This window comes from Microcystis sp. LE19-131.1A (assembly GCF_027532015.1).
Lineage (GTDB): Bacteria > Cyanobacteriota > Cyanobacteriia > Cyanobacteriales > Microcystaceae > Microcystis > Microcystis ichthyoblabe_A.
In genome coordinates this window covers 11,050-33,641 of record NZ_JAPZSS010000054.1, presented here as the reverse complement: position 1 = coordinate 33,641, position 22,592 = coordinate 11,050, and the positions used below count along the sequence as shown (strand labels likewise).

The following is a 22,592-nucleotide window of genomic DNA, read 5'->3' as shown; positions in this document are numbered from 1 at the left end:
TAGCGCAGCTTGATGCACATCAAATTGTTAATTTTGCCACAATACAATATTAGAAAAATCGGCGTTGCTGAATCAAGCTATGAATGCCAACCGTGCCATCCTATCTAAAAGTTAGTTTGCCAGAAGCTTCCTATCTCAAATCAGCAACGCCAACCCCTGCCAACCGAAACCGATAGCAACTCCTCAACCACCGGACAAAACAGCGATCGAAACGAGATTAAATCCAGTTAATAGAGTTTAGATTTGATAGGGATTACCCAAGCGATCCACAAAAACATTGTAATCTAAAGGTAAACGCCCCGGATTAAGCCGTGGTTCCGCCGCGTAACCGATGGGAACGACAACAGCGATCGCCAGATCGGGATGATCGGCAGCACCGATCACAGCTTTTACCTTGTCCTCGATCCAACCGTTGAGAAAACAACTAGATAAACCGAGACTTTCGGCAGCTAAAACCAGATGAGTAGCGGCGATCATGGCATCTTTAATCGCGTATTCCCGGGTTTTTTCGCCCAAATCCTTTTGAAATCCCGGGATTGCCTGTTTAAAATATTTTACCGTGCCTTCGCTCCAGGCACCTGTACTGAGAGCCTGTTCATAGATAGGAGTTAGCTCTCCTTCTCCTGCGGCAGCATCGGCAGCGAAAACAAAAGTAACTGGTGCTTGGATAATTTGCTTTTGTCCCCAAGCGGCCTCGGCTAAAGCGGCCTTTTGTGCCTCATCTTGTACTAAAATAATTCGCCAATCTTGGATGTTGAAACTACTAGGTGCGGCAACGGTTAATTCTACTAGGGTTTTCAGCAGTTCTGGGGCGATCGGATCGGTGGTAAAATTTTTAATAGAACGACGTTGATTAATCGCCGTGGGAACATCGAGAGGCAAGGTCATAAAGTCAATGGATCAAGTTGAATACTTCTAATTATTATAAGGTCAAGCTATCAGCCTCAGTCTTAGGTGTGAAAAAACAGAAATAGTAAAACATCAGGGTTAAATTGTGGCAGTCAGGAAAAGATCGACTATACTGTTAAACTTAAACAGGTCATAACCCAATGACCATCTAGCTATAATCATGTCACCGCCACAAAAATCATTTTATGCTTTCTGAGCCGGAACCGAGGGACACTCTCACCACTGCCACCGTCAATATGGGCGATCAAAGTGCCGATATTAAGCCAATTTTAGCCTTAAAAGAGTTGGTCGCCAGTTTATATCGTGAACAAAACAAAGTTCAAAATCTCTTAAGTTCCCTCGGTTTTGCCCTGCGGAGTTTCAATAATTTAAACCAATTCCTCGATCTTACCCCCTTGATGGCCGCACGAGTGGCAGACGCGGAGGGAGGGGCGTTGATTTTGAGTAAAAATAACGGTCAAGTGGCGCTTGATCAACTGTATTGCCAAGATAATCAAATTAATGGGGAACTACGCCGACAATTAGAGGCAATTATCCGACAATTAAACCAAGAAACGCCACTTGAGAATAAAAATAGTCGATCGCTTCTCGATAGTCTCGACCATCAAATCCGGCAAACTCTCGGACAGGGTACGCAGATTTATAGTACACCAGTTTTGGTAAAAAATAGTGAGCGGGGACGTTTATACGTTTTCAGTCGCGATCCCGATTATGGTTGGACACCCACCCGTCGTAAACTGTTGCAGCTAGTGGCCGATCAAACGGCGGTAGCTATAGCTAATAATGAATTAACGATCGAATTACGGGCCAAGGAACGTCAGGATCGAGAGTTAGAAATCGCTTCCGAAATCCAAAATCGTCTTTTACCCCGGCAATGTCCGAAAATTCAGGGGGTAGAATTGGCAGCCCACTGCAAAACGGCTAATCGCGTTGGTGGCGACTATTATGATTTTATCCCCTGCAACTACGATCAATTTAAACCGGCAACGGAGGCGGAAAGGGAAGCTAGTACCGCTCCTTGGAGTATAGTCATCGGTGATGTCATGGGAAAAGGTGTCCCAGCAGGATTATTGATGACCATGACCCGGGGAATGTTGCGAGCGGAAGTGTTAAATCGTCACTCCCCGGCCCAGATTTTGCGTCATCTCAATCGGGTTATGTATGCCGATCTCGATAATTCTCATCGTTTCGTGACATTATTTTATTCCGAGTATGATCCCCTGACGCGCCGTCTTGGCTACAGTAATGCTGCCCATTATCCCACCCTCTGGTGGCGGGCTAAAACGGCAGAGTTAGAGTCTCTTGACACGGAAGGGACATTAGTTGGTTTAGAGGCCGATTCTATCTATGATGATGCCCAAGTGCAATTAGAAGCGGGAGATACGCTGATTTATTATACCGATGGCTTTACCGATGCAGTCAACTCGAAAGGGGAAAGATTTGATCAGAAAAATTGGCTATCGGCAGTTAAAGAAGCCTGTCAACAGTACAACGATCCCGAACATATTCTCGAATATTTATTTGGAAAAGTGGCCGCTTTTACTGGGTTGGGAAATGACAGTAGTGACGATATGACTTTAGTAGTTATGCGAGTGAAATCGGAAGAATAAATCATCATTACCTAGCTCATAAATTAGCCTAATTCGGCTCTTGCCAAGGAGCAAATAAAGGCAATAAAGCTAACCCAGGTAAAGCGGCAATTACTGTGATTAAAAAGAACCACTGCCAACCGATCGCCGCTGCTAAAACTCCGGCGGGAGCGACTAAAATATCGCGACTAAAAGCCATTAAACTCGATAAGAGGGCGTACTGAGTAGCAGTAAAACGAGCATTACAAAGACTCATTAAAAAAGCCACAAAAGCGGCAGTACCTAGACCGCTGCAGAAGTTTTCAATATTAATAGCTAAGACCATAAAAGGATAATTTTGCCCTAAATTTGCTAAAATAAAATAGGCTAAATTACTAATAGCTTGCAAGCCGCCAAAAATCCAGAGCGATCGATTAATTCCCCAACGACTTAACAGGGAACCACCTAATAAAACTCCCACCATAGTTGCTATCATGCCCATGCCCCCTTGAATCGCTCCGATATCGGTTTGACTGAAACCAGTTTTTAAGAGAAAAGGAGTCACCATATTATTAACTAAAGCATCCCCTAAACGATAGAGAACAATAAAGGCGAGAATACCGATTCCTTGACCGAATCGATAGCGTTGAAAAAACTCCCAAAAAGGCAACCAAACCGCCTCTAAAAGAGTTTGGGGAGTATCATCTCTAGGGGGAGTAGCTGGGGCGAAAAAAGACCAAATAATCGTTAAAGCCATCAATCCAGCTAGGAAAAGATAGACAAGGGGCCAGGGAAAGTGATCGGCTAAAATTAAAGCGATCGAACCAGTTAAAATTAAAGCCAAACGATAACCTAAAACCCCGATCGCCACCCCAGCACCCATCTCCCATTTTTCTAAAATATCTGTGCGATAGGCATCGTAGGCAATATCTTGAGTGGCACTAAAAAAAGCGATCAGTAGAGCATTAATTGCCAATAATTCCAAAGATTGTTTTGGTTGTTGAAAAGCCATGGCTGCAATCGCTAAAGTTAAACAAATTTGAGCGATTAAAATCCAACCGCGACGACGACCAAGCAGCGGGGGAAGATAGCGATCGAGTAAGGGAGACCAAAGAAATTTAAGAGAGTAGGGGAGAGCGACTAAACTAAATAAACCGATCGATTTCAGATCAACTCCTTCGGTGGTCATCCAAGCTTGCAGGGTGCGACTGGTGAGCAATAAGGGTAATCCAGAAGCAAAACCTAAGAATAACAAAGCCGCCATTTTTTGACTGCGGAACACTTGCAAATAAGCGGAAATTTCCTTGATCATAGAGGGGGGTAGGAGGATAGATTAGATTAAAGAATATAGTTAATTGACCCAAAAAGAAAGAAATTAGTTCTGACCGGCATCATCCCCCTCTTAACCATGGCCCGGCGATCAAAAAAAATTCCCGAAAAATAGCGGTCTTTCCCCCAGCCGTGGCTATAGGCAGTAGAATAGATGAGATTTTGATTCAGTAGTCTTGAAAAATTGCGGTCTTCTCCCTAAGATAGATGCTTGATTCCCCCAACTAAATCCCACCCCTATTTACCCTTCCTAGATAAGGACTGCCATCCCCACCTTCCCCGCCGACTCCTGTGATTAAAGTGGACTCCTGTTTTATCTCATACCTATTGTCTCATCCCTCCGACTCGGAAGCGATCGGTGACACTGCCGCCATTACCGTCGAGGTGCGTTTGGCCCAAGGCCAAGATCTCAAAAGTTTGGCGGAGATTCTCACCGATAGTTTTTTCCCCACGGCCAATTATTGGTCTTTTCTGCGTCCCGTCTTTAAATTAGGCATTTACGAGGACTTACGGGGACGATTGCGCGCCGATACCCCTTACTACCACTGTCTGGTAGTCAGTCAAACCAGCGTCACTGCCACGGGTCCTGAGGAAATTATTGTCGCTACGGCGGAAATCGCCTTAAAATCCAGTGCTTTTTTAGCTGTTCCCATTCCTTATATCTCTAATTTAGCCGTTAGTCCCGATCACCGGCGTGCCGGTCTGGCCCGGAGATTGCTGCTCAAGTGTGAACAGATCGCTAGAGAATGGGGTTTTGAAGAACTTTCCCTCCATGTTCTCGATAATAATCTAGCAGCCCAGTCACTGTACTTAAGTAGCGGTTATCGTCTGCAAAAAACCGACGGTTGGTTGAGCAATTGGTTATTTAATCGACCACAAAAGTTATTTCTGCACAAAAAAATCAGCCATTGAGGAGTCAGGATTCAGGAGTCAGGAGACGGTAATCAGGAGTCAGGATTCAGGAGACAGTAATCAGGAGTCAGGAGTCAGGAGATTATTTTTATTTATTCTCCCCATTTCCCCACACCCCACACCCTACACCCCACACCCCACACCCCACACCCCACACCCTACACCCCACACCCTACACCCTACACCCCACATCCCACACCCCACTTCCCCACTTCCCCACCAGCAAACCCTAGATATTTCGACAAAATTGCCATGCAGAACAACGATAAGGAAAAATTCTGCTATATTATCTGCTAACTCTCTAGAAAACCCAATTAGTTTAATAATCTTTTCCGGGTATCTGAGAAAAAAAATAGTTCATCCCTTTAAAATATGGTTTTAGGGAGATATTTAGTGATTGTGTGAGGCAATTTGTGGTTAACAAGACAAAATCAAGGGCTAAAAGTAGAAAATCAGGCAAATTAGCAGCTAAAACTGTTAAAAAGCGGCGATTGTCCAGTAAATGGTTCCTGACAGCCCTAGGCTTAACTGGCTGCGCCCTAGTTTCCGCTACGGCCGGTGCTATGTTGGCTGTGTCTCTCTCCTCCACACCTTTGCGACAAGCTGCTCTTAGTCCTCAAGAAGCCGCCGCTTTTAACAATCAGCAGGCCATATCCTATGAAAATCTGCAACTTCCCGCCCTCAACCGCCCCGTTAATATTCTGGTAGTCGGCGCGAAAGTGTTGACATCCGATGTCAAGGAGGCAGAAACCCCAGATTTGGGTTATCATGCCCCGGTTAATTCCTTGGAGGGTTTAACCGATACCATGCTGTTACTGCGTTTTGACCCCCAAAGACAGAAGTTAACCATGCTTTCCATCCCCCGGGATACCCGCACCGATATCGAGGGTTACGGGGAGAAAAAAATCAATGAAGCTAACGCCCTCGGTGGACCTGCTTTAACGGCGGAAACGGTTAGTCATCTTTTAGAGGGAGTCGCTATCGATCGCTATGTTCGCATTAATGTGCAGGGTGTGGAAAAATTAATTGATGCTTTGGGGGGGGTGACGGTATATGTTCCCAAAGACATGAAGTACCAAGATTTTAGTCAACACCTCTACATTGACCTGAAAAAAGGGGAACAACACCTCAACGGCGAGAAATTCCTCCAGTTTGCCCGTTTTCGTTACGATGCTAAAGGCGATATCGGTCGTATCCAACGACAACAGCAATTAATGCGGTCTTTAGTGGAACAAACCCTAAAACCAGCAACTTTATTGAAAATTCCTGATATTATCGAGGTTATCCGCAATAGTATCGATACTAATCTCAGTTTAGAGGAGTTACTCGCCCTAGCCGGTTTTGCCTCCAAAACTGAGCGCGCTGATGTGCAAATGCTACTCCTACCAGGAGACTTTAATGGTGATGGGCGGCAAGGGATCAGTTATTGGTTGCCCAATCAAAGTAAAATTCAAGAGCTAGTGGCTCAACATTTCAACCACGGCTTTTTTATGGCTGACACTGAAGAAACTACGCAACCGACTCGCATCGCTGTGGAAGATAGCACCGATAATCCAGAAGCGGTGCAAACTCTAGTCAGATATCTGCGCTCATTGGGTTATGAAAATGTTTTTGTCTCTAAGTCTTCATCGCCAATTCTAGAAACTACCAAAATTATTGCTCAAAAAGGGGATAATTCCCTCGCTGCTGCCCTGCATAATAGCCTTGGTGTCGGGGAAGTTTTGGTGGAAAGTACAGGGAATCTCGCTTCTGATGTGACAATTAAAATTGGTCAAGATTGGCAAGAAAAATCAGCTAATCTTTCTGAGCTATCCCCTGGCAACTAAGAGAAAAATCAAGTTTATCTGAGTTAGGAGTTGAGTTACCCATTGACAAAAAACTCATCCATTATCAGTTATCATTGATTAGTGATTCTGTTTACTAATTACTGATTAGTGATTACTCTCCCATGATTCCTTTTTTTGAGAAACTAAAAACTCCTTTAACTAAGCAAAAAATCTCGGTTCTGCAAATTAATTTAGGGAAAAGATGTAACCTTGCTTGTAGCCATTGTCATGTGGAAGCTAGTCCAGTTCGCACCGAAGAAATGACTCCAGAAGTATGCGAACAAATTATCGAACTGATCGCAAGATTTCCCCAAATTAAAACCGTCGATCTGACCGGCGGCGCTCCCGAAATGCTCTACGGTTTTAAACCAATTGTGGAAACCTCTAGAAAAGCGGGAAAAGAGGTAATTGTGCGCTCGAATTTAACTATTTATTTTGAGAAAGGATTTACTGATATTCCTGAATATTGCGCTGGTCATCAGCTGCGGGTGGTGGCTTCTTTACCCTGTTATCTTGCCGATAATGTGGATAAAATGCGCGGTCTTGGAGTCTATGATCGATCGATCAATGCTTTACAATGGTTGAACCGTCTTGGTTACGCTCAAGAGCCGAATTTGATTGTGGATTTAGTCTATAATCCCCAGATTCCTAAGTCAGAGAATTTTTCTCTCACACCGGATCAGGTATCCCTAACACGGGATTACAAAAAGTTCTTGCAAGAACATTTTAATATTTCTTTTAATAATCTGTTTACTATCACTAACTTACCCGTCGGAAGAACCCGTTTCCATCTGGAACACCGGCAACTCTATCAACCCTATCTTCAATTCCTCGAAGACCATTTTAATGCCGATACTGTCGAACATTTGATGTGTCGTAATCAGCTTTCCATTGATTATTTAGGTAATATCTATGACTGCGATTTTAATCAGATGGAGGCTCTGGCTGCTTGCACCAGTCAAGGCCAAAAATTAACCCTGCCAGATTTATTACAAGCGGATAGTTTAGATCTAATTGCAGAGGTACAAACCGCTTCCTATTGCTACGGTTGCACTGCCGGGAGCGGTTCCAGTTGTGGAGGAGCTTTGATTGCAAGCTGAACAAGTGTACTGGATTGACAGCCTGTCTCGGGAAATTTAGTACAAATGCTCGGAATAGCTCTCCCTGCTGCCCACTCCGGCGCTGTCTTAACGGGGTAGGGTGTAGGGTGTAGGGTGTGGGGTGTGGGGTTTTACCGATTTTCAGGTGGTCAATTAGCCAATTTTCAGGGAAAAAGTCCCTGAATTCTCCCCCCGATCGCTCCAATCGCTGGCACTTTTTAGTCAAAAGTTGGACTATTGATTAGGGACCGGAAAAAACCGCCGATTCGATATCTTGACGACTAAGGGAGTATTTAAAAGCGCGATTGATGTCACTGCCATCATTGGCTGCCCGAAAGTAACGAACGGTGATTTCTTCGATATCGAGGCAGATTTCCGCTTTCCATGTCAGTTTTTCCACAGTCCAACAGTGGACATTCTCGGTATTTTTCCGACAACCTAACTTAACTAGCCATGCTTCGATCGCCGGTAAGGGATGATTATAGAGGGGAGTATCAGCAGTGGGAATCTTCATCGCATCTAAATCAAAAATAATTGGGCTACAGTGACAGCATTCTCTCCTCGAAGCATAGCAATAATCACCGCCAGTAACAAGCAGCCGAGCAGGGTGAGTGCCAAGATAAACAAAGCAAAAATCTCTCCCGAAGATAGGGGGCGATCGGTCGGATCGAGATAGGCGCTACGATTAGCTATGGGTTCATCGCTATCGGGGATAGTTTGGATGACATTCCAGCGCGAGTAACCTATCTGTAAATCATACAGGGAACGGCGATCGGGATTACTCAGGGTGGCATAAGCTTCGTTAAGACGCTGGAATTTAACCGTTGCCACTTCGGGGCTGAGTTCGGTAGTATCGGGGTGGTATCGTTTGCTCAGTTCCCGATAGGCTCGTCGCACTTCGATCACCGAGGCACTCGGATGTAGTCCTAGAATGGCATAATAGGTATTGGCAAAGCGCGAGTTAGCGGCAATGACTCGCGGGGTGGTTGGGGAATTATCGCGCTCGAAGGTCACAATATTTTTTACCGAAAAATTGTCTTAATATTCTAACTCTGTTGATCATGAAATCTCGTTATCGCCTGCGTCTTCGGATCTGTCTTGTCTTTCTTATTATGGCCCTGACGAGTTTGTCTCCTTGGCTAACCCCTAGCGCCTACGCGGGGATCGATGACGATCGCCTCGATGGTAATATTTTTGTGGTCTATGCGGGTAATGGTTCCCTCGTACCACCGCGTTTAAATTTAGCGGAAACTTTTCAACGGAAAATTCCGGCTATTATTGTCTATTATCTGGATGATAGTAGTGATTGTAAGCGATTTGCGGCGATTGTCTCCCGTTTTCAAGAGTTTTACGGTCGCGCCGCCAGTATTATCCCCGTTACTGTCGATTCTATCCCCTTAAAGTCTTCCTATCGTCCCGATGAACCGGGTTACTATTATCGCGGTGGGGTTCCCCAAACGGTGGTTTTAGACCAACAGGGTAAAGTGGTTTATGATGGTTTGGGCAATGTTAAATATGAAGATGTGGATGATGTCTTAAGAAAGGTTTTTGAGCTTCTGCCTCGATCAGAATCGGTAGAGTTAAAAAGACGCTCTTTTAACGAGTTTAACGCTGAATTGCGCTAGTTACCTCTTTTTTATCCTCAATTGAACCAAAAATAATCATTTAGAGATGCTGTCAGCAGCGTCTCTATCTTGTTTTTAGGAACAATAAAATTATTTACTTATTGCTTTTATTATCATTTAAGATTTATTTTAATCAATAAATGCTAGGCAATTCAGATTTTATCTAGAGTAACATTTGAAAAATATTTGCAACAGTGCCAGACTAGAAAAAGTTTGCTAACCTAATTATACTGAGAACAATAATCATTCTTATAGGTGTAGGAGACAGCAATGAAAATCAAGCAAAATTTCCTAACAGCAGCGATATTACTGGGTTTTTCTAGTCCGGTACTGGCTAATAGTCTCGAAAACCTCTCTAGTAACCCCATGGCACAGGTAACAAGTGTCAATCAATTGCGGGATGTTTCTCCCACCGCCTGGGCGTTTGAGGCCTTAAGAAGTCTCGTGGAGAGGTATGGTTGTATAGTAGGTTATCCTGACCGCACTTTTCGCGGTGAACGCGCTTTAACTCGTTGGGAATTTGCCGCCGGGTTGAATGCCTGCTTAAATACCCTAGAAAGATTGATTCAAGAAGGAGTAGCGGTATTAAAAGAAGATCTAGACAAAATCAAGCGATTAGTCAAGGAATTCGAGACAGAATTAGCGGCATTGGGTGCTAGGGTTGATAACTTAGAAAATCGAGTCGCTTTTCTGGAAAATAATCAATTTTCCACCACTACTAAATTAACCGGGGAAGTGGTGATGGCATTATATGGGGTAGCCACAGGAGAAAAAAACGGTGGTGAAGGGATTCCCCAAGTGCCAGCTTTTGGTTATCGGGCCCGTTTAGAATTAAATACTAGCTTCACAGGCAAAGATTTACTCTATACCCGTCTAGCAACAGGAAATATTGCCGATTTAGCCGATACCACCGGAACTTTTGCCAGTACCTTAGCCTTTACCCAACCCGACGGCAATGATTTATTGCTAGAAGTTTTAAACTACAGTTTCCCCGTAACGGAAAATATCTACCTCTGGTTAGAAGCGACGGGAGGTGCTAAAGATGACTTTACCAATACCCTCAACTTTTTGGATGGAGATGGTGCTAGTGGGGCGCTTTCCGCTTTTGGTACCCGCAATCCCCTTTATTTTGCTCCCGGACAAACTGGACTCGGTTTACAGGGTAATTATGGGGCTTTGCAATTCAGCGCCGGTTATCTTGCCGGGGATGCTAACGATCCTAACCCAGGAGCGGGTTTATTTAACGGTTCCTATACTGCCCTAGGGCAGCTGGGTTATGTTCCTAACGAGAATTTTGGTATTGCTTTATCCTACCTTCATGGTTATAACCAATTAGATACGGGAACGGGAAGCCAGCGCTCGAATTTCCGATTTTTCACCGAAGAACTATTCGGGGAGGCTGTCCCGACAATTAATAATAGTTTGGGGTTACAATTTACTTGGCGAATTGTCGATGGTTTTGTCCTCGGTGGTTGGGGTGGCTATACAAAAGCTATCACCCTTAGCACCTTAGATGGACAACTAGAACGCGGGGATTTAGATATCTGGAATTGGGCGGTAACTTTGGCTTTTCCTGATTTATTTAAGGAAGGAAATACGGCTGGTATTATTGTTGGTATGCAGCCCTGGGTATCTAGTTCTAGTATTAGATTAAATGATGGTAGTGCCACTAATGATCCCGATACTTCCTTTCATATCGAAGGATTTTATGAGTGGAAACTCACCGATAATATTGCCCTTACTCCGGGGGTAATCGTGATTACTTCCCCTAACTCAAATAACAACAATTCCACCTTAGTTATCGGTACCATCCGCACGACTTTTACTTTCTGATTTGTCTAGGCAGCCAGTCAGAAATAAAGATAAAGTATGACGGGATTTAACATCATTTCTCGACAACTGGCTGCCGTTCCGCACTCTCAACTAACTGAATTAAGGGGGCATTTATGGTATTTTTAGAGACAATTTACCCTACTTTTGTGGTTTCTTTTTCGGTGGATTTAGAGGGTTTTAGTTTACGCTTCAGGGTTGAAGTTGTGGCGAAGAGGTCGAGGACGATTTGAGGAACACTGTTAAATGTGATTAAATAGGGTACAATGAAAGTTGAAGATACACCTAGTTAAGCCATGAAACAAGTTCTCAAAAATATTAAGGTATCGGAGATTCCTGCACTAATCGCTCAGTTAGGTTTTTCTCCTGAACAAGAAGTTAATCTGACGATTGAGGAAAATTCAGAAAGTCTTATCTCAATTATGGATAAAGTCGGCAAAAAAGCTCAAGCTAAAGGTTTGACAGAAGATAAACTAACAGAACTATTAGTAGATGAATCCTAATCGAGTTGTTATAGATACAAATGTTTTTATTAGTGCTTTACTCAATCCCCTAGGAACACCCAAAAAAGTAATCAATATAACAGTCAGTCAATTTACTATTCTCCAGAGCGAGGCAACTTATCAAGAATTGGCAACGAGAATAAGTAAAAAGAAATTTGACAAATATTTAGAAAAAGATGATAGGTTAGATTTCTTGTCGTCTCTTAGAAATAGGAGCTTATTTGTTGATATATCGCATGAAACGAGAGTTTGTTCCGATTTAGATGATAATAAATTCCTAGAATTAGCTGTATCTGGAATGGCACAATACATCATAACAGGCGATAATGCTCTTTTAATTCTCAATACTTATCAAGGGATTCCAATTATTACTCCAGCAGAGTTTTTAGTGATTTTCTAGTGTCCTTGAGAATTTTTTGAGGGAGGAATTCAAAAAAATAAACCTACTCAAGATTGAATGAAGGGGCATTTATGGTATTTTAGAGGCAATTTAGCCTATTTTTGTGGTTTCTTTTTTGGTTGATTTAGAGGGTTTGAGTTGGCGCTTGAGGGTTGAAGCTGCGCCGAAGCCGAAAGGGATGATAATTAACACATACCGCTCGAACTGTTATCTTTTGATGATGAGTAATTTGTTTAGCTTCCTCTTGCTGCTAAATCGGTAGTGATACTGGCATTATATCTGGATAATGTTATGATCCCGACAGGGGTAAATTTTATTGCGATTGCGTTAGCGCAAATACAATGTTGATAAAAATTAATGTAGTAACCATAATATAGCTACATTTGGAGAGTAAAATTGAAGTGGACATGGGACGACAACAAAAATCGGACAAACAAGCGCGATCACGGCTTGAGCTTTGAAGCCGCTCAATATGTTTTTGCCGATTCTCTCGCTGTCAGCCGTCTTGATCCATACCCAGAGGAAGAACGCTGGCAGACTATCGGACTGATCAGTAAACTGACTGTATTTGTGGTGCATACTTGGCCAGAGTCTGATTCAGTGACAGGAGAAGAAACGGGACGAATTATTAGCGCACGCAGGGCAACAGCCCATGAAAGGAGGGCTTATGAAGAAGGGAGATTCTAATCCAGTACCGCCAGAGATACAGGCTGAAATTGACGCTCTAGACGCATCACAAGAGCCTATCCGCACAGATCTGATCCCAGAGGCTGCGGGAGATTGGAGCAGGGCGCGGCGTGGTGTATTTTATCGTCCGCTCAAACAGCAGATCACTCTAAGCCTTGATGCTGACCTGATAGACTGGTTCAAAACCCAGGCCACACAAGAGGAGGGGTATCAGACCAGTATTAATCGCGCCCTGCGAGAATATGTGGAAACACGGGCAAAAAAATAAACCCCTTCAAGATTGATTGAAGGGGCATTTATGGTATTTTTAGAAGCAATTTAGCCGACTTTTGTGGTTGCTTTTTCGGTGGATTGGGACGGTTTTAGTTGGCAACTGATAATAAAGCCTCTTCTATTAGCTTTGGTAACTCAATAGCACAAAACCGATTCTTAATGTGTAAAATGTGTAAGAGGAAAAGACGCAAAAAATAAACCCCCTCAACCGACTAAATGAAGGGGGTTATGATATTATTCCAATAGGAAGGGATAGATAGGGTTATAGCCATGAGTATTGATATCTCCGATGAAATTCTCAGTGCAACACGCATGACTGAAGCTGAGATGAGGCAGGAAATTGCGGTCATGCTCTTTCAAAAAGAGAAGCTCACCCTTGCTCAAGCGAGTCGATTTGCAGGAATGAATCGTATTGCTTTTCAACACCTACTTGCAAGTCGTCAAATTCCAGTACACTACGATGTCGAAGATTTTGAACAGGATATTAAGAACTTGCGGGAGATGGGAAGATTGTGATTGTTGTCAGTGATACATCCCCTATCAACAATCTTGCCGCCATTAATCAACTTCATCTGTTACAACAACTTTACGAAATAGTTTTTATTCCTGAAGCAGTTTATCGAGAATTAACTGAGCCTGATTTTCCAGTAGCAGGTTCAATAGAAGTCCAAACCTTAGATTGGATTCAAACTCGAACGGTAACTAACCACACAGTGATTAAAGCTCTTGCTGATGAACTAGATAAGGGAGAAGCTGAGGCTATTGCTTTAGCACTTGAGTTGGGAGCAGATCAAGTTTTGATTGATGAGCGTCGTGGTCGTAGGATTGCTGCTAGACTTAATCTTCGATACACAGGAATTCTGGGCATTTTGGTTGAGGCGAAGAATCAAGGGTTAATCTCTGAGGTGAAACCCCTACTAGACGCTTTGATCAATCAAGCAGGATTTTGGGTTGATGCGCCTTTATACAGCAGTGTTTTACAGATGGTTGATGAAGGAAAAAACAAACCCCCTCAAGATTGAATGAAGGGGTATTTATAGTATTTTAGAGGTAATTTAGCCTACTTTTGTGGTTTCTTTTTCAGTGGATTGAGAGGGTTTTAGTTGGCAACTGATAATAAAGCCTCTTCTATTGGCTTTGGTAACTCAATAGCATGAAACCGATTCACAGAAAAAGCGTAATCTTCACCACTTTCATCAATAACCCGAATTAGACTGTTTATTTCTGCTGTCTCATCAGGGATAACGCGGTATATTTTGCCCACCTCTAGTGAAGCTTCGTAGCCTTCATTATTGAGACAAACTGCGAACTTATTTGTTGGAGATGACTCTATTTTCATGGTCAATCTAGAAACGGTAACTTGAGCTTAAATTCTTTTTTGCCGATGCCATGAGCTTCATACCAATGGACTTCAGCTAACCTTACTATACCATTGGCAAGCTGAAATTGGGCTATGCCCTTTAATTTTCTCCATTTACCTTTGCCATACTGTTTTTGCAACCGTTCCCGATTACGAATTCCTGTTCCTGTGGCAATAATCTCGATATTCGTAATATCGCTGATAATCTCAAAGTCCACGATCAAGCAAGCAATCTTAAAGAGTGGCCTTTCATTATAGCATCTATTGCCAAAAAAGAGATATAAAAAAACAAACCCTCCTCAAGATTGATTGAAGGGGTATTTATGGTATTTTTAGAGGCAATTTAGCTTACTTTTGTGGTTGCTTTTTCAGTGGATTAAGAGGGTTTTAGTTGGCGCTTCAGGGTTGAAGCTGCGCCTAATGTTCCGAGGGTGATGATACTCAAACTGTTATTTTTTGTACTGTAGATTTTGTGGTTATTTCCTTAGGATGTCTGAACAATTGACCTTCATTTTGGTAGAAAACTTCATAATCCGGGGCCAGTTCAAGACGTAACTGTTTCCATAAACTAATTCCTTCTTGTTTAAAATCCATTTCAGCTTGCTGATTAGGAAAATCTGATAAAGGTGGATAGTCTTGATTTAAAGTCTTATCGTAAGTATCCTGCCATGCGTTTAAACGTTGAATGGTTTCTTTACTTAATGGTAATTCTTCAGGAGCAATGTTATCAATTTCATCTACTCCCCAAAGTGGGTAACTTCCATAATCTGCCCAAAGTTTGATTCTGATTGCCATAACTATCATTCCTGAATAAGTTTATTAATTAATCGCGTTGGAGTTGGATTAGCACTCACTAAGTAACCATTATGACTAATTTCTAGAGAAACATACTGAATAATTCCATTGATTTCTACTTGATAAATTATGCGACTTTTTCCTTGTATGCCAATAATTGTCCCCTCACTAATAGCTGTTATAATTAAATCAGGAATTTGTTCTTCGGCAATACCTCTCTGGAGGAAATCTTCTCGATGATTTTCTAGAATATGCAGTAATCCAGAACCTCTCTCTCCTCCTTTTCCTGTTTCTAGAAAAACAATTTTCCCGCTAGGATCTTTAGTAATTCTGATAATATTTTCTGGGGTATGTTTGATTGCTGCTTTTCTAAGTTCAGCAATCAGCAGTTTTTTCTGATCGTTTTTCGGATTCGACCTCATTGCCGATTATAGCTCAAGATTGTGTAAGTTGTAAGTTGTGGTGTACATAGTTGTTGTTTCTCTCAATCAATAATAAGGTTCAGTATTCAGGAAAAATGGGTAGGGTGGGCATTGCCCACCCTACTGTTCCTATATTAAAGTGCGAGCGGGCGAAAAAAACCTGTAGGGGCGAATTGCGTTCGCCCCTACTTAATGCTGCTGCCACAGGAAAAATCTTCAGGTAGAACCTGAGAACGAGGTAATATATTACCTCCATTCAACTGAGAAATTAGAACCTACTAATCGCAGATAAGCGATTCTTCCGGGCAAATTTCCTTTAAAGAGAATTTTTCCGTTAATGGGGACTCTAGAAGGCATATCCCTAAATAGTAGTGCACCACCTGGACCTATTGCTCCAATAATGCCCTGCGATCCCTTCAATTGCTTGCCGGTAGAATCAATGATGATAGAGTCTGTGGGAGAAAAATAAAGATCTCTGACTTCCCCTAAGTTTGCAACCATAAAAGTACAAACTACAGAATTATTGTCTTTATTACAATTCTGAATCTCGAAAGCAAAACCATTGCTTACACGTCTTAAATTACGAGCTTGAGCAATATCATCGTGATTCTGATAGAAGTTAGAACATAAAGCTGTAGTTAAGGCTAAAATTGGTAGCCATCTGAAAAATCTTTTTTTCATCACCATTCGCTACGCAGTACATAAGTGTTTGCCCCCTCGCAGCCAGGTTAAGCAACAGCCCAACCCAACCATAAAGGAAACCAAAAACAACAATACACACTCCCCCCCCCACAACTGTATTAAAAGCTACAATTTAATAAATCTTTACATTTCTCTCCCTAACCAGCGATCGAGATTTTGGGGTTTCTGGGGAGTTCAAGAGCTTGGAATTGTACAATAAGGTTGTACAAGTATCCCCTAAAAATCATGTTAAGCAAAGAAACCACCTACTCTCAGGCGAGAATGAATTTAGCCAGTCTCTTAGATCAGGTGTGTGAGGAATCTCAAATTATCGTCATTAAGCGTCGCAATCAGAAAAATGTGGCGTTAATTGCTGAAGATGAGCTTTCCAGTTTATTAGAGTGTGTTTATTTATTGCGATCGCCAGAAAATGCCAAACGCTTATTTCGCTCTTTAGCATGGGCCCAGAGAGAAGATGCAACTCCTCAAACATTAGCTGAATTAAAAGAGGAGTTAGGAATTGAGTCCTAAAAGAGAAAATAAGCCAGATAAACCTAAAAACAATCCTATTCATGGTTATTTGCCCGTTTTTAGTCCTGATTTCAAAGCAGATTTAGCTTGGTGGTATCGGAACGAACCGAAAAAAGGCGATAAAATTTTAGACTTAGTGGCAGATATTTTGGATGGCGATCCGTTTACAGGATTGGGTAAACCCGAACCTCTTAAGTATATTGCTGCCGACACTTGGTCACGACGGATCGATTTAGAGCATCGTTTGGTTTATAAAGTCACGGGAAATAAGGTTTATTTTTTACAAGCTCGCTATCATTATCAATCAGGCTAAACTCAGACAAACCTATTAAGAACTGTTACAGGAGAAAGGGGACAAAGAACGTAGAGGGGGACAGTGAAACAACAAACATTTTCTACTCCAAGTCTGTAGCCTAAGCTACAATTTAATAAATATCTACATTCCTCCTTTCTCCTGTCGATCCTAGACATCATTCTAAAAGTCGGCACTTAAAGGGGTACGGGGGAAAGGAATCACATCGCGAATATTGGTCATTCCCGTCATGAATTGTACCAGACGCTCGAATCCTAAACCAAAACCGGCGTGGGGAACGGAACCGTAGCGACGCAGGTCTAAATACCACCACAAATCATCGGGATTCATTCCCTGTTCCTGCATTCTTTGGATTAATACATCTAATCGCTCTTCCCGTTGGGAACCGCCGATAATTTCGCCGATCTTGGGTGCTAAAATATCCATAGCGGAAACGGTTTTATTACTGTCATCTAGACGCATATAAAAAGCTTTGATTGTCTTGGGATAATTGGTGACAATCACGGGTTTTTTAAATAGTTCCTCCGCTAGATAACGTTCGTGTTCTGACTGTAAATCTACGCCCCATTTTACGGGAAACTCGAACTGACGATCAGCTTTTTCCAATAACTCGATCGCTTCGCTGTAGGTAATCCGGCCAAACTCACTATTAACGATATTTTCGGCCGTACTTAACACCGTTTTATCGATACGTTCGTTAAAAAACTGCAAATCTTCGGGACAATTTTCTAAAACGAATTTAAAGATATATTTGAGGAATGCCTCCGCTAAATCCTGATCCCCTTCCAAGTCACAAAAAGCCATTTCCGGTTCCACCATCCAAAACTCGGCCAGATGACGGGAAGTATTAGAATTTTCGGCGCGAAAAGTCGGGCCAAAAGTGTAAACATTAGATAAAGCCATGGCCATTACTTCCGCTTGTAATTGTCCACTGACGGTTAAATAGGCCCGTTTACCGAAGAAATCCTCGGCAAAATTGGCGGGTTTTTTTAAATCTAAACTGGTGACAGTAAATAATTCTCCCGCACCTTCGCAGTCGTTAGCGGTAATAATGGGAGTATGTACCCAAATAAAGCCCTTTTCTTGGAAAAAAGTGTGGATAGCGGTAGCGCAAGCGTTTCTAACCCGCATTACTGCTCCTAGGGTGTTGGTTCTTGCTCGCAGATGGGCAATAGTTCTCAGAAATTCAAAGGAATGACGTTTCTTTTGTAGGGGATAATCCGCAGGACAGTCACCATAAAGGGTGATTTCGGCCGCTTTTAACTCGATATTTTGCCCTTTACCCGGGGAAAGAACCAAATTTCCCGAAACAGCGATCGCCGTTCCTGTACTAATTGTCTTTAGTACATTTTCATAATCGGGTAAAGTCGGTTCGAGGATAACTTGTAAGTTGGCCAGGGATGAGCCATCATTAACTTCCAGGAAAGTAAATTCTTTTAATTCTCGTTTTGTTCTCACCCAACCCTGCACGGTGACGGATTGATCCGGTTGTCCTGTTTGAAAGATTTCCTTGATTCTGCTAGTCATTGCTTATCCCTATGTTAAGTGGCTGAGTGGAATTAAATATAAGATGAACGTAGGTTGGGTTGAAGCATGAAACCCAACGCCAGATTATGTTACGCTACCGCTAACCCATCCTACAAATAATTGTGTCTCCCTACTTAGAACCAAAGAGTATTTTAGGATAGAAGGTTCAGATCAGGCTAAAATCAATCTCGAACAGGTCTCATGCTTCTGGTGGAAAAATTATTAAGTAAGCCCAAAAGCCGTAAATTAGCGATTTTTCTGGCTTTTATCGGCAGCATTCTCGCTTTACCCTTTCCTATCGCCGGTATTCATAAATTCTATCTCGGTCAACCTCTCTGGGGAATTATCTATCTTCTGCTCTGGCAAACTCCGATTCCCCGGGTGGCTTGCGCGATCGATGCGGTGTGGTATTTAATCCAAGATAACCAATTTTTCGCTAACTATTTTCCCACTGCCACCACTGCTGCCACTGTCCCCAGTTTAGAGCCTAAACAAGTAGAGGCGATCGGGGCAGCTTTAAGGGAATTAGAGCGCCTCCGGCAAGAAGGATTAATTTCTGAGTACGAATTTGAAGAAAAACGGCGACAATTACTACAATGACACCGCAAAACTGGTTAGGGCGCACTTTTAACCCTTTAAAAGCCAAAATTAGCAATGATCCCTATTATCGCTTCCGTTCCCTCGATGAGATCGCTATGGCGGCACAATTGGGCATTAAAATTAATGTCAGTCAAGCGGGTGTGGATGATTGGCTGCGATTGCCAGGGATATCCATCCATCAAGCGCGAATGTTGGTGGAATTGCTGGGTATGGGGGTAGAATTGCTTTGTCTTGAAGATCTAGCGGCTGCTTTGAGTGTTCCTGTGGCTAGATTGAAAGCTTGGGAACCGATTCTAGAATTTGCCTATTATAGTCCCGAAAGTCACCTCGCACCCCCTAAAATCAATCCTAACACCGCCTCGATCGAGCAGTTAACCACCCTGCCCCTGATCAGTGATAATTTGGCGGCTGCCATTATAAAAAGCAGAGAAGAACAGGGATTATTTAAGAATATTGTGGATTTTAAAGGGCGTTTATCCCTAGAAGCGCAGGAAATCTCCCAATTAATGCACTTTTTTCAGTTTTAATCCCAAATACTCAGGAAAGGAGATAGGAGTCAGGAGTCAGGAGACAGAAGATTATTTTTATTTATTCTCCCCACTTCCCCACACCCCACACTCCACTTCCCCACTTCCTGGCAAATCTAACTGTCTTCAGATTCCGACCCATCACTAGGGGGAACTAGGGCCACCGCAGCGATCGCATCGTCCTCATCGAGTTTTTGTACCCGGATGCCTCCGGCCGATCGCGATTGAGGAGTAATAGCATCGACGGATTGACGGATGATAATACCCCGTGCGGTGATAATCATAAATTCCTCGTTGGGGTTAACAACGTGCAGAGCCGCTAATTTATCGTTCTTTTTGCGGAATTTAATCACTCTGACTCCTAATCCCGCCCGATTTTGCAGACGTAGGAGGGTAACGGGAACCCGTTTTCCTAGTCCTGCCATGGTAATCGCTAACACCCAGGGGCCATTATTAGCCACTTCGGGGTTAATTTCTTCGCTTTCGTCCTCGGTTTCTTCTTGGTTAGATTCAGCGATTTGGGCGACAATTTGACTAGGCAGAATGTCCATACTAATTAATTCGTCACCTGAGCGCAATTTCATCGATTTTACGCCCTTAGTTGCCCTTCCCAGGGAGCGCAATTGTTGACCATCGGCCTTAAAATGAATTGCCATCCCCTGACGAGAACCGATAATGACGCTATCTTCCTCTTTGGCCAAGCGAACCCAACGTAGTTGATCACCGTCTTCGAGAGAAATGGCGATTAAACCGTTTGATCGAATATTACTAAAGGCAGCGAGGGCGGTTTTCTTGATAAATCCCTTTTGTGTGAGCATAATCAGGTAATTATCCTCGCTGAACTCGCTGACTGCCACCACCGAGGTGATTTTCTCCCCTTTGGGAATCTCTAACAGTTGCACGATGGGAACCCCGCGAGCGGTACGGGAACCGGTGGGGATATGATAGGCATTGAGACTATAGACAACCCCGCGATCGGTGAAAAAGAGAACGCTATCGTGATCGCGGCAGGTGATAAAGTGATCGATGCCGTCGTCTTCTTTCATTTTCGCGCCAGCTTTGCCCCTTGTTGCCCGATTTTGGGACTCAAAGGTATTAACGGGCATTCTTTTGATGTAACCCTGTTCGGTGACGAGAATTAAGGCCTGTTCGTTGGCAATCAGGTCAGTTTCGGCGATTTCTCCTTCCCGTTGTTCAATATGACTGCGACGGGGGGTAGCGTGAATCGTTTTGATCTGTTGCAGTTCTTCCTCGATAATGCTGTCGATCCGTTCTTTTTTGGCTAAAATATCCTGAAGATCGCCGATTTTTGTCAGTAATTCCCCGTGTTCTTGCTGAATTTTCTCCGATTCTAGGGCGGTTAACCGTCGCAGCTGCATTTGTAGGATTGCGTCCGCTTGCACCTCTGAAAGACCAAAATTCTGCACTAATCCCTCTTTTGCACTAGCTGTGTCGGCAGCACTGCGAATCAGGGCAATGACTGCATCGAGACTAGCGAGGGCAATTAGTAAACCCTGAAGGATATGATCCCTTTCCTCGGCCTTGCGGAGTTCATAACGGGTACGACGGGTGATAACTTCTACCCGAAAATCGAGGAAAACCCGAAGAAACTCCCTTAAAGTCAGTAATCTCGGTTCGTTATCGACTAATGCCAACATATTCGCCCCAAAATTCGACTGGAGGGGCGTTTGTTTATATAGATTGTTGAGGACGACGCGGGGATAGGCATCCCGTTTCAGTTCGATCACTACCCGGATGCCGTCGCGATCGCTTTCGTCCCGCACATCGGAAATACCGTCTATTTTGCGATCATTGACCAAATCGGCGATTTTTTCGATTAATGCCGCTTTATTGGTTTGATAGGGCAGTTCGGTGATGATAATAGCATCTCGATCGGGTCTTCCCCTTTGTTCGATGGTTTCAAAGGAGGCGACTCCCCGCAGGGTAATGGAACCGCGGCCGGTGGTGTAAGCTTCCTGAATGCCGTCTCTGCCAAGGATATGCCCCCCGGTGGGAAAGTCCGGCCCCGGGATATAACGCTGTAATTCCGTATCGGTGAGATCGGGGTTATGGATGAGGGCAACGGTTCCATCGATAATCTCGGCCAGGTTGTGGGGGGGGATATTGGTGGCCATACCGACGGCGATACCCGATGAGCCATTAATTAGCAGTTGTGGGACTCTAGAGGGTAAAACCACGGGTTCCTGTTGGGAACCATCGAAGTTATCGGCGAAATCGACGGTTTCTGACTCGATATCCTGTAGTAGGGCGTTGGTGGCCAGGGTGTGCAGACGACACTCGGTATAACGCATGGCTGCTGGGGGATCGTTATCGATCGATCCGAAGTTACCATGACCGTTAATCAGGGGATCGCGCATGGAGAAATCCTGGGCCATGCGGACGAGGGCATCGTAAACGGCAGTATCCCCGTGGGGGTGGTATTTTCCTAATACTTCCCCGACGACTCTAGCGCATTTCCGGAAGGGGCGATCGGGGGTTAATCCTAGTTCGTACATCGCATAAAGAATGCGCCGGTGTACGGGTTTCAGTCCGTCCCTAGCGTCGGGCAAGGCGCGCCCAACGATGACGCTCATGGCGTATTCTAGATAGGAACGGGACATTTCATTGCTTAAGTCTGTGGGGACGACATGATCCTGGGCGGCGGTCATAGGGGGGTTAACTCCAATAACAAGGCAAAAAAAGCGTTTTTGTGATTAAATTCGCTAAAAATCGGGCTTTTACCCTTTTGATGTGCAGAATATGCCCATTTGTAGGACTATTTTACCATAAAATCCCTCTTTTTTGGGGTTTAGAACAGTGCCAAGTCAGTAGTGATCGCAGATACCTTGGCTGGGATGGGGGGGTTAATGGTTT

Annotated in this window: 27 protein-coding genes; 16 read left to right on the top strand and 11 right to left on the bottom strand. The window is 43.5% G+C overall.

Features of this window, described 5'->3' with window-relative positions; translation table 11 throughout:
• Positions 1-237: 237 nt before the first annotated feature.
• A complete protein-coding gene (locus tag O9323_RS04675) occupies positions 238-888 on the bottom strand; it encodes a nitroreductase family protein (RefSeq protein WP_002751866.1) in 651 nt (216 codons plus the stop codon).
• A gap of 206 nt (positions 889-1,094) precedes the next feature.
• Between O9323_RS04675 and O9323_RS04670 the strand changes: the two genes are divergently transcribed.
• Positions 1,095-2,519 (top strand): PP2C family protein-serine/threonine phosphatase, encoded by a 1,425-nt coding sequence (locus tag O9323_RS04670; protein WP_288124759.1) that lies wholly within the window; start codon positions 1,095-1,097, stop codon positions 2,517-2,519.
• A gap of 28 nt (positions 2,520-2,547) precedes the next feature.
• Here the strand turns inward: O9323_RS04670 and O9323_RS04665 are convergent, their stop codons facing one another.
• Entirely contained in the window at positions 2,548-3,789 is a 1,242-nt protein-coding gene (locus O9323_RS04665; RefSeq protein WP_288124758.1) for an AmpG family muropeptide MFS transporter, read from the bottom strand.
• 308 nt (positions 3,790-4,097) lie between these two features.
• On the opposite strand from O9323_RS04665, the gene O9323_RS04660 reads away from it, so the two are divergent.
• The 3 genes from O9323_RS04660 to arsS all read left to right on the top strand — a co-directional run bounded on the left by O9323_RS04660 (position 4,098) and on the right by arsS (position 7,644).
• On the top strand, positions 4,098-4,718 hold the full coding sequence (locus tag O9323_RS04660) for a GNAT family N-acetyltransferase (RefSeq protein ID WP_016515820.1): 621 nt from the start codon (positions 4,098-4,100) through the stop codon (positions 4,716-4,718).
• Between the two features lie 413 nt (positions 4,719-5,131).
• Positions 5,132-6,544 carry an LCP family protein gene (locus tag O9323_RS04655; protein WP_002777809.1) on the top strand — a complete coding sequence of 471 codons (1,413 nt, stop codon included), beginning with the start codon at positions 5,132-5,134 and terminating at the stop codon, positions 6,542-6,544.
• 122 nt (positions 6,545-6,666) lie between these two features.
• Entirely contained in the window at positions 6,667-7,644 is a 978-nt protein-coding gene (gene arsS, locus O9323_RS04650) for an arsenosugar biosynthesis radical SAM (seleno)protein ArsS (RefSeq protein WP_002777811.1), read from the top strand.
• A 241-nt stretch (positions 7,645-7,885) separates the two neighbouring features.
• Here arsS and O9323_RS04645 read toward each other — a convergent pair whose 3' ends face one another.
• Together O9323_RS04645 and O9323_RS04640 are read right to left on the bottom strand one after the other, a co-directional pair.
• A complete protein-coding gene (locus tag O9323_RS04645) occupies positions 7,886-8,158 on the bottom strand; it encodes a DUF3143 domain-containing protein (RefSeq protein ID WP_002737741.1) in 273 nt (90 codons plus the stop codon).
• Between the two features lie 5 nt (positions 8,159-8,163).
• Positions 8,164-8,658 carry a J domain-containing protein gene (locus O9323_RS04640; protein ID WP_002751861.1) on the bottom strand — a complete coding sequence of 165 codons (495 nt, stop codon included), beginning with the start codon at positions 8,656-8,658 and terminating at the stop codon, positions 8,164-8,166.
• A 47-nt stretch (positions 8,659-8,705) separates the two neighbouring features.
• Between O9323_RS04640 and O9323_RS04635 the strand changes: the two genes are divergently transcribed.
• The 8 genes from O9323_RS04635 (at position 8,706) to O9323_RS04600 (ending at position 13,984) form a co-directional block, all read left to right on the top strand.
• Complete coding sequence (locus tag O9323_RS04635) at positions 8,706-9,269, top strand: thylakoid membrane photosystem I accumulation factor (RefSeq protein ID WP_002751859.1); 564 nt, start codon at positions 8,706-8,708, stop codon at positions 9,267-9,269.
• A 270-nt stretch (positions 9,270-9,539) separates the two neighbouring features.
• Positions 9,540-11,102, top strand: coding sequence for an iron uptake porin (locus O9323_RS04630; protein ID WP_002751858.1), 1,563 nt, complete (start codon positions 9,540-9,542; stop codon positions 11,100-11,102).
• Between the two features lie 293 nt (positions 11,103-11,395).
• Positions 11,396-11,602: a hypothetical protein gene (locus O9323_RS04625; protein ID WP_002737474.1), complete on the top strand. Its 207-nt coding sequence runs from the start codon at positions 11,396-11,398 to the stop codon at positions 11,600-11,602.
• Complete coding sequence (locus O9323_RS04620; protein ID WP_002751856.1) at positions 11,592-12,002, top strand: putative toxin-antitoxin system toxin component, PIN family; 411 nt, start codon at positions 11,592-11,594, stop codon at positions 12,000-12,002. The genes O9323_RS04625 and O9323_RS04620 overlap by 11 nt, the downstream gene beginning before the upstream one ends.
• Positions 12,003-12,398: 396 nt before the next feature.
• Positions 12,399-12,689 (top strand): BrnT family toxin, encoded by a 291-nt coding sequence (locus tag O9323_RS04615; protein WP_002751855.1) that lies wholly within the window; start codon positions 12,399-12,401, stop codon positions 12,687-12,689.
• Positions 12,670-12,957 carry a BrnA antitoxin family protein gene (locus tag O9323_RS04610; protein WP_002751853.1) on the top strand — a complete coding sequence of 96 codons (288 nt, stop codon included), beginning with the start codon at positions 12,670-12,672 and terminating at the stop codon, positions 12,955-12,957. The genes O9323_RS04615 and O9323_RS04610 overlap by 20 nt, the downstream gene beginning before the upstream one ends.
• Positions 12,958-13,232: 275 nt before the next feature.
• Positions 13,233-13,478, top strand: coding sequence for a UPF0175 family protein (locus O9323_RS04605; protein ID WP_002748168.1), 246 nt, complete (start codon positions 13,233-13,235; stop codon positions 13,476-13,478).
• A complete protein-coding gene (locus tag O9323_RS04600) occupies positions 13,475-13,984 on the top strand; it encodes a PIN domain-containing protein (protein WP_024968471.1) in 510 nt (169 codons plus the stop codon). The genes O9323_RS04605 and O9323_RS04600 overlap by 4 nt, the downstream gene beginning before the upstream one ends.
• A 77-nt stretch (positions 13,985-14,061) precedes the next feature.
• On the opposite strand, the gene O9323_RS04595 is transcribed toward O9323_RS04600, so the two are convergent.
• The 5 genes from O9323_RS04595 to O9323_RS04575 form a co-directional block, all read right to left on the bottom strand.
• Positions 14,062-14,301, bottom strand: a complete 240-nt coding sequence (locus tag O9323_RS04595; protein WP_002751846.1) for a hypothetical protein — start codon at positions 14,299-14,301, stop codon at positions 14,062-14,064.
• Between the two features lie 2 nt (positions 14,302-14,303).
• The gene (locus O9323_RS04590; RefSeq protein WP_288124757.1) at positions 14,304-14,540 is read right to left on the bottom strand and encodes a hypothetical protein; all 237 of its coding nucleotides are present in this window, start codon (positions 14,538-14,540) and stop codon (positions 14,304-14,306) included.
• A gap of 223 nt (positions 14,541-14,763) precedes the next feature.
• On the bottom strand, positions 14,764-15,117 hold the full coding sequence (locus tag O9323_RS04585; protein ID WP_002751842.1) for an immunity protein CdiI family protein: 354 nt from the start codon (positions 15,115-15,117) through the stop codon (positions 14,764-14,766).
• 5 nt (positions 15,118-15,122) lie between these two features.
• Complete coding sequence (locus O9323_RS04580; RefSeq protein ID WP_287764924.1) at positions 15,123-15,539, bottom strand: hypothetical protein; 417 nt, start codon at positions 15,537-15,539, stop codon at positions 15,123-15,125.
• Positions 15,540-15,785: 246 nt separating this feature from the next.
• On the bottom strand, positions 15,786-16,226 hold the full coding sequence (locus O9323_RS04575) for a hypothetical protein (RefSeq protein WP_353851586.1): 441 nt from the start codon (positions 16,224-16,226) through the stop codon (positions 15,786-15,788).
• Positions 16,227-16,466: 240 nt separating this feature from the next.
• On the opposite strand from O9323_RS04575, the gene O9323_RS04570 reads away from it, so the two are divergent.
• Together O9323_RS04570 and O9323_RS04565 are read left to right on the top strand one after the other, a co-directional pair.
• Positions 16,467-16,751, top strand: a complete 285-nt coding sequence (locus O9323_RS04570; protein WP_288124755.1) for a type II toxin-antitoxin system Phd/YefM family antitoxin — start codon at positions 16,467-16,469, stop codon at positions 16,749-16,751.
• Positions 16,741-17,064, top strand: a complete 324-nt coding sequence (locus tag O9323_RS04565; protein WP_002771556.1) for a Txe/YoeB family addiction module toxin — start codon at positions 16,741-16,743, stop codon at positions 17,062-17,064. The genes O9323_RS04570 and O9323_RS04565 overlap by 11 nt, the downstream gene beginning before the upstream one ends.
• 162 nt (positions 17,065-17,226) lie before the next feature.
• Here the strand turns inward: O9323_RS04565 and asnS are convergent, their stop codons facing one another.
• Complete coding sequence (gene asnS, locus O9323_RS04560) at positions 17,227-18,591, bottom strand: asparagine--tRNA ligase (protein ID WP_288124754.1); 1,365 nt, start codon at positions 18,589-18,591, stop codon at positions 17,227-17,229.
• 201 nt (positions 18,592-18,792) lie between these two features.
• Here asnS and O9323_RS04555 point away from each other — a divergent pair, with 201 nt between their 5' ends.
• A complete protein-coding gene (locus O9323_RS04555) occupies positions 18,793-19,191 on the top strand; it encodes an NINE protein (RefSeq protein ID WP_002751830.1) in 399 nt (132 codons plus the stop codon).
• The gene (locus tag O9323_RS04550; RefSeq protein WP_002751828.1) at positions 19,188-19,718 is read left to right on the top strand and encodes a ComEA family DNA-binding protein; all 531 of its coding nucleotides are present in this window, start codon (positions 19,188-19,190) and stop codon (positions 19,716-19,718) included. The genes O9323_RS04555 and O9323_RS04550 overlap by 4 nt, the downstream gene beginning before the upstream one ends.
• 116 nt (positions 19,719-19,834) lie before the next feature.
• Here O9323_RS04550 and gyrA read toward each other — a convergent pair whose 3' ends face one another.
• On the bottom strand, positions 19,835-22,387 hold the full coding sequence (gene gyrA, locus O9323_RS04545) for a DNA gyrase subunit A (RefSeq protein ID WP_002751826.1): 2,553 nt from the start codon (positions 22,385-22,387) through the stop codon (positions 19,835-19,837).
• Between the last annotated feature and the right edge of the window lie 205 nt (positions 22,388-22,592).